Annotated in this window: 5 protein-coding genes; all 5 read left to right on the forward strand. The window is 65.4% G+C overall.

The window, feature by feature from the left end; genetic code table 11:
* The first annotated feature begins 104 nt into the window (after positions 1 to 104).
* The 5 genes from argH to tyrS all read left to right on the forward strand — a co-directional run bounded on the left by argH (position 105) and on the right by tyrS (position 6,936).
* Positions 105 to 1,523 (forward strand): argininosuccinate lyase, encoded by a 1,419-nt coding sequence (gene argH, locus AUR04nite_RS11055; protein WP_141364943.1) that lies wholly within the window; start codon positions 105 to 107, stop codon positions 1,521 to 1,523.
* Positions 1,524 to 1,632: 109 nt separating this feature from the next.
* Positions 1,633 to 2,373, forward strand: coding sequence for a maleylpyruvate isomerase family mycothiol-dependent enzyme (locus AUR04nite_RS11060; RefSeq protein WP_170184181.1), 741 nt, complete (start codon positions 1,633 to 1,635; stop codon positions 2,371 to 2,373).
* Positions 2,374 to 2,536: 163 nt separating this feature from the next.
* Positions 2,537 to 3,076, forward strand: a complete 540-nt coding sequence (locus tag AUR04nite_RS11065; RefSeq protein ID WP_141364947.1) for an adenine phosphoribosyltransferase — start codon at positions 2,537 to 2,539, stop codon at positions 3,074 to 3,076.
* 177 nt (positions 3,077 to 3,253) lie between these two features.
* The gene (locus AUR04nite_RS11070; RefSeq protein WP_246055493.1) at positions 3,254 to 5,458 is read left to right on the forward strand and encodes a HelD family protein; all 2,205 of its coding nucleotides are present in this window, start codon (positions 3,254 to 3,256) and stop codon (positions 5,456 to 5,458) included.
* Positions 5,459 to 5,616: 158 nt separating this feature from the next.
* On the forward strand, positions 5,617 to 6,936 hold the full coding sequence (tyrS, locus tag AUR04nite_RS11075) for a tyrosine--tRNA ligase (RefSeq protein WP_141364951.1): 1,320 nt from the start codon (positions 5,617 to 5,619) through the stop codon (positions 6,934 to 6,936).
* Positions 6,937 to 7,187 lie beyond the last annotated feature (251 nt).

Raw genomic sequence — 7,187 nt, forward strand, 5'->3', positions numbered from 1 at the left:
GCATAAACCTTTGCTACAGTTGTAAGTAGTACAAGAATTATCCGCGTATTTACGGGTTTGGGACGCTGCAGCAATGATCCGTCGCAAGCAGAAAGGAACGGGCAATGGCCTCGTCAACAAATGAAGGATCGCTGTGGGGCGGACGCTTTTCTGGCGGCCCCGCAGATGCAATGGCGGCGCTGAGTAAGTCCACCCACTTCGACTGGCGCCTGGCAAGCTACGACATCGCCGGATCGCGCGCCCATGCCAAGGTGCTCCATCGCGCCGGCCTGCTCACCGAGCAGGAGCTGGAGGACATGATTGCAGCGCTGGACCAGCTGGAATCCGATGTGCTGGACAAGACCTATGTCGCGGCCGAGTCGGACGAAGACGTCCACGGTTCGCTGGAGCGCGGCCTGATCGAACGCGCCGGTGCCCACCTTGGCGGCAAGCTGCGCGCCGGGCGCTCGCGCAATGACCAGATCGCGACGCTGGGACGCATGTTCCTGCGCGACCACGCGCGCATCATCGCTGGCGGGGTGCTGGACACCATCGACGCGCTGCTTGAGCAGGCCAAGGCCCACCCCTATGCGCCGATGCCGGGCCGTACCCACCTGCAGCACGCCCAGCCGATTCTGCTCTCCCACCTGCTGCTGGCCTATGCCTGGCCGCTGCTGCGCGATGTGCAGCGCTTTGTCGACTGGGACAAGCGCGCTGCGGTTTCCCCTTACGGCTCCGGTGCGCTGGCTGGCCAGACTCTGGGCCTGGATCCCAACTTCGTGGCCGCGGAACTGGGCTTCGACTCTGCGGTCTTCAACTCGATCGACGGCACCGCAGCCCGCGATGTCTTCGCCGAATTCGCCTGGATCTCCTCGATGATCGGCGTCGACCTGTCCCGGGTGAGCGAGGAGATCATCCTCTGGGCCACCAAGGAATTCAGCTTCGTCAAGCTGCACGACGCCTTCTCCACCGGCTCCTCGATCATGCCGCAGAAGAAGAACCCGGATATCGCCGAGCTGGCCCGCGGCAAGGCTGGCCGCCTGATCGGCGACCTAACTGGCCTGCTCGCCACGCTGAAGGCGCTCCCGCTGGCCTACAACCGCGACCTGCAGGAAGACAAAGAGCCGGTCTTCGACGCCGCTGACACCCTTGAGATCCTGCTGCCTGCGGTAGCCGGCATGATCCAAACGCTCACCTTCAACACCGAACGCATGGCGGACCTGGCTCCGCAGGGCTTCGCGCTGGCCACCGACATCGCCGAATGGCTGGTGCGCCAGGGCGTGCCGTTCCGCGACGCTCACGAATTGTCCGGCGCCGCCGTGCAGCTGGCCGAGTCCCGCGGGGTGGAACTGTGGGACCTGAGCGATGCCGACTATGCAGGGATCTCCGAACACCTGACCCCTGCGGTGCGTGAGGTGCTCTCCACCGAGGGATCGCTGAACGCCCGCAACGGCCAGGGCGGCACCGCCCCGAGCGCCGTGGAACAGCAGATCACCGAATTCGAACGCCAGCTGGATGCCGTGCGCACCTGGGTGGGCCGGTAATCCCGCGGCAGCGCCATTGCCGAGAGGCGGCCGGGAGCGTTGGATGCGTCGTGCATTCAAGCCCCGGCCGCCTACGCTTTTAACCCGTGCACGCGATACAGTGTGTTTCATGACTCAGCTATTGGCTCCGGCCGCGCTTATTTCACAGGTCACCACCTCATTGGATGAGCTGCGTGAGCAACTGCGCGGTGTGCCTTTCGAAAAATATGCGGCGCCAAGTTCGCTGCCCGGCTGGAGCACCGCCCAGCTGATTGCCCACCTCGCCTCCTTGGCCAAGGCCGCGCGGCGCCAATTCGAGCACGCGGGCGAGGAAACCGCTCCTGAAATGTACGATGGCGGCGCCGTCGGACGCATGGAAGCGATCAACATGACCGCGCTGATGCGTCCCGAGGCGCTGGCCGAACTGGCCGACACCGCGCTGGCGGAACTGCGCGAGGTGCTTCCCAGCGCAGAATCCAAGTGGGAGCAGCCGGTAGGCTACCGGCCCGGAGCCAAGGTGGCCGACATGATGTATGCCACCTGGCGCGAGATGCTGATCCACGCTACGGATCTGGATGAATTCGTGCGCCCGGCCTCCACCTGGCCGGCAGAATTTTCCGAGCACCTGCTGCGTGCGCTGGCAGCGCGCGTGCCTGCCGAGGACCGGCTGGTGCTCCAGCCCCATGGCAAGCCACCGGTGGTGCTCGGCGACGGCGGGCGTTCCTGGGTGCTTTCCGGAACCGAGTTTGACTTGGCTGCTTGGCTTGCCGGACGCCCAGCGGCGGGACCTGTCCAGGCAACAGCAGTGGCCGACGGCGCCGAATACCCGCAGCTTCTGCCATGGCCGAGCGACCGTTTGATGAGCCGCTAGGCTCAAGGCCCGGATGCATCCGCTTGCGGCGGCAGGAATAACTATTCCTGCCGCCGTTTGCATGTCGGCGCATGGTCATGCGCCCTCGTGAATCTGTGCGAGGTGCCGCAAGGCCGTTGCAGACGCCCGGCGGAGGGCGCCGAAGCGGCTAAAATATTGAGGCGTGAACACTTCTGAGAGCATTACCGAACTTCTTGACCGCCTCTGCGCCATCGTGCCCGACTACCCCCAGCCGGGCATCTCGTTTAAGGACCTGACCCCGGTCTTTGCTGACCCGACGGGCCTGCGCCGGCTGGTTGACGAGCTGCTGGCGCCATTCGCCGGGCAGTTCGACATTGTTGCAGGGCTTGAGGCCCGCGGGTTCGTCCTGGCCGCCGCCGCTGCCTACGCTTCGGGGACCGGAATGCTCACGATCCGCAAGGCGGGCAAGCTGCCGCGCGAGGTGTACCGCGACGAGTACACGCTGGAATACGGCTCGGGCTGCCTTGAAATCCACCGCGACGAGGTGGCTCCCGGCACCCGCGTGCTGATCTTGGACGATGTGCTGGCCACCGGCGGCACCGTCGGCTCGGCAGTGCGCCTGATCGAAAAGACCGGAGCCGTCGTCGCAGGCATCGGCGTCGTACTGGAATTGGACGGGCTGGACGGGCGCGGCCGCCTGGGCGAGCACCAGGTGGTGTCGCTGCAGGTAGTGCACTCCTGAACACCGCTCCTAGACTCCCGGCGGCCACATTACGCCGGGCGCGAAGCGGATTAGAACCGCGCTCGGCGCCCCGCGTATGATTGTTTGTCCTGCGAATTTAGTGCGCAACGATTAGTACGAGGGGAAATCGGGTTGTCCGAAACGATCGAACAAGATCTGTCAGCCGAGACTCGGTATGTGGCGAAGCTTTATGCGCGGCTCGACGAGCTGCGAGCGGAGAAGGTCCAGCAGCTGGGCCGCACCCGCGCCCAGGGGGCGGTGGGCAGCTTCCAGAACATGTCCGAACGGGACTCCTTCGCGACCCTCTACGAGGACCGCATCGCCCAGCTGGACGCTGTGGAAGACCGGCTGGTCTTCGGGCGCCTGGACATGGCCGGCCACACCGACACCCCGCGCTACATCGGCCGCATCGGCCTGAGCGATGAAGAGCTCAACCGCCTGATGATCGACTGGCGCGCTGCCGAAGCTGCACCCTTCTATCAGGCCACCGCGCTGAACCCGCGCGGCGTGCGCCGCCGCCGGCACCTGATGCTCAAGGGCCGTGCCGTGGCGGGCATCGAAGACGATGTGCTCGATGAAACCTGGTTGGATGAGGGCCACACGCACCACGGCGAGGGCGCGCTGATGGCGGCGCTGCGCGAGAAGCGCACCGGGCGCATGGGGGACATCGTCGGCACCATCCAGGCCGAGCAGGACGCGATCATCCGCAGCGCGCTGCCCGGCGCGGTGGTGGTGCAGGGCGGGCCGGGCACCGGCAAGACCGCCGTGGCGCTGCACCGCGCCGCCTACCTGCTCTATGAATACCGCGAGCGGCTGAAGAACGCCGGCGTGCTGATCGTCGGCCCGTCGAACTCCTTCATGCGCTACATCGAGCGCGTGCTGCCTTCGCTGGGCGAGACCGGCGTGGTGATGAGCTCGGTGGGCGAGCTGTACCACGGGATCCACGCGGTTCCCGAAACCAACCGCACCGTCGCGCGCATTAAAGGCCAGCTGTCCATGGCCAAGGTGGTCGCCGCCGCGGTGCGCAACCGCCAGCGACTGCTGGCCGAGGACCGCACCGTGGTGGTGGAGGGCACGCGCCTGACACTGACCCGCGGCATGGTGCGCAATGCGCGAGAACGCGCCCGCCACACCCACAAGCCCTACAACCAGGCCCGCGAAACCTTCGTGAAGGTGCTCGTGGGGGACCTGGCCGAGCAGCTGCGCCAAAAGCTTGAGGAATCAGCCGGGCAGTCATCCACCTCGGACCGCTCCTACCTGCCGCAGGAAGTCCGCGAGTCCTGGGATGTGCGCGTGGCGCTGAACCTGTGCTGGATGCCGATGACCCCGCAGAAGTTGATCGCCGAGCTCTTCGCCAACCCGCACCTGCTGGCCGCCGCCGCTCCGAAGCTCAGCGAAGCGGAGCGCGATGCGCTTTATCGCCGCGCCGAATCCCCGTTTACGGAGGCCGACGTCCCGCTGCTGGACGAAGCCGCCGAGCTGCTGGGGGAGGCGGAGGACCCGCAGGCCGCCGTGCATGCGGCCCAGTACCAGCGCGACGTGGAAAACGCCGAGGCGGCGCTGCGCAATATGAACACCATGCTTGAAAACGCCGGCATCGACGGGGTGGTCACCGCGGAACAGGTTGCCGGGGTCAACCAGGAAACCTCCGCCCGGCTCACCGCCGCCGACCGCGCAGTGGCCGACCGCACCTGGGCCTACGGGCACATCGTGGTCGACGAGGCGCAGGAGCTTTCGCCCATGCAGTGGCGGCTGCTGGTGCGACGCTGCCCGATCAAGTCCTTCACCATCGTGGGAGACATCGCGCAGACCTCTGCAGCGTCCGGCGCCAGCAGCTGGGCCCAGGCCCTGCAGCCGTTCTTCGGCGACCGCTTTGCCCTGGAAGAGCTCACGGTGAACTACCGCACCCCCGCCCAGATCGCCGATGCGGCAGTGCGCGTGGCCCAGGCCGCGGGCCTTCGCATCACCACCCCGCAGGCGGTGCGCGAGGGCGACTGGCCGCCGGTGCTCACCGAAACCACGCCGCCGCGGCTGCAGGAAACGCTGCTTGAAGCGCTGGGCGAAGAGCTTGCCTTCTCCGCCGGGGGACTGCAAGCGGTGATCGTTCCGCAGGACCTGCTGTCCGCCACCCGCGCGGCAGTGCAGGCGGTGTACGGCGACCGCGTCGGCACCGGCTCGGGCGGGCTGAGCCAGGACATCGTCGTGATCAGCGCCCGCGAATCCAAGGGCCTGGAATTCGACGGCGTCGTCATCGTCGAGCCGCAGCAGCTCGTGGCGGAGGTCGACGGGGGAGTGGGCGACCTGTATGTCGCGATGACCCGCACCACCCAGCGCCTGCGCGTGATCCACACCGGCCAGCTGCCCGCTGGGCTGGAAGCCTAGCGCGCCCACCGTCGCGAAGTGGCACTAAGCCAACTCGTGACGATAACCTTGTATCAAGCGCGGCATCAGGCAACCCCACTGGCCGCGCGGCAGGAACCACATGCCGGACTCGGCGTGTGCACGGGGCAGTACAAAGACAGAAAATGGTCACAAAGAGCATGTCTGAAAGCAAGCAGAACCCGGTGCTCGCCGGGCAGAGTAACGATTCCTCTTTCGCAAATGTTTGGCAGGAGCTGAAGTGGCGCGGGCTGGTGCACGTCTCCACCGATGAAACCGAGCTTGAGCGCGCGTTGTCAGAGGAGACCGTGACCTATTACTGCGGCTTCGATCCCACGGCGCCCTCGCTTCACCTGGGCAACTTGGTCCAGCTGCTGAACATGCGCCGCCTGCAGCTGGCAGGACACCAACCGCTGGCTCTGGTCGGCGGATCCACCGGCTTGATCGGCGATCCGCGCCAGACCGCGGAGCGCACCCTGAACACCAAGGAGACCGTCGCGGAGTGGGTCTCCAAGCTGCAGGCCCAGGTCTCCCGCTTCCTGTCCAACGACGGCGAAAACGCTGTGCGCCTGGTCAACAACCTGGATTGGACCGCACCGCTGTCCGCACTGGACTTCCTGCGCGACGTGGGCAAGTACTTCCGCGTGGGCACCATGGTGAAGAAGGAGATCGTGGCAGCGCGCCTGAACTCCGACGAGGGCATCAGCTACACCGAGTTCTCCTACCAGGTCCTGCAGGGCTACGACTACCTTGAGCTGAACCGCCAGTACGGCTGCACCCTGCAGACCGGCGGCTCGGACCAATGGGGCAACCTGACCAGCGGCACCGACCTGATCCGCAAGGTGGAAGGCCGTTCGGTCCATGCCTACGGCACCCCGCTGATCACGAACTCGGACGGCACCAAGTTCGGCAAGTCGGAGGGCAATGCCATCTGGCTGGATGCCGAGATGTGCAGCCCGTACACCTTCTACCAGTTCTGGCTGAACACCGCCGACGCCGACGTGATCGACCGCCTGAAGGTCTTCACCTTCCTCTCGCGCGAGCAGATCGAGGCCTTGGCTGTTGAAGTTGCGGAGCGCCCGTTCAAGCGCCAGGCCCAGCGCGAACTTGCCTGGCAAGTGACCTCGCTGGTCCATGGCGAAGACGCCACCAACAAGGTGATCGCCGCTTCGGCCGCGGTCTTCGGCAACGGCGAACTCGGCGATATCGACCTGCCTACGCTGCAGGCAGTTATCGCTGAACTTCCTACCGCACAGGTTTCGGTCGACGATTTGGGCATCCTGAATGTGCTGCACGTGTCCGGTCTGAGCAAGACCCAGTCCGAAGCGCGCCGTACGGTGGGCGAAGGCGGTGCATACGTCAACAACGAAAAGGTCGACGGCATCGACTCGGAGCTTTCCGAATCGGACTTCCTCCATGGCCGCTACGCAATCGTGCGCCGCGGCAAGAAGAACATGGCAGTTGTCGAGCTGACTAAGTAGTAGCCAAGCTAAACCGCCAGAAAAGTTTGTGAACCAGCACACTTTTCTGGCGGTTTTCTTGTGCCTAGAAACAGAATCCCCTAGTCAAGTATCTTTTTGTGGAGATTTACGGGGCCCTGTGTCGATTTTGCGTTGGGGTGGAACCCGTGTAAAGTTTTATCTCGCGCCGCTGCTACGGACGGACCGAAATGGTTCGAGGTAACGGCGAGGCGAACAAGTTGAGAACGTTGAGTTGGCACTGGTCAGCTTGG

Source organism: Glutamicibacter uratoxydans (assembly GCF_006539925.1).
In the GTDB taxonomy this organism is placed as follows: domain Bacteria; phylum Actinomycetota; class Actinomycetes; order Actinomycetales; family Micrococcaceae; genus Glutamicibacter; species Glutamicibacter uratoxydans.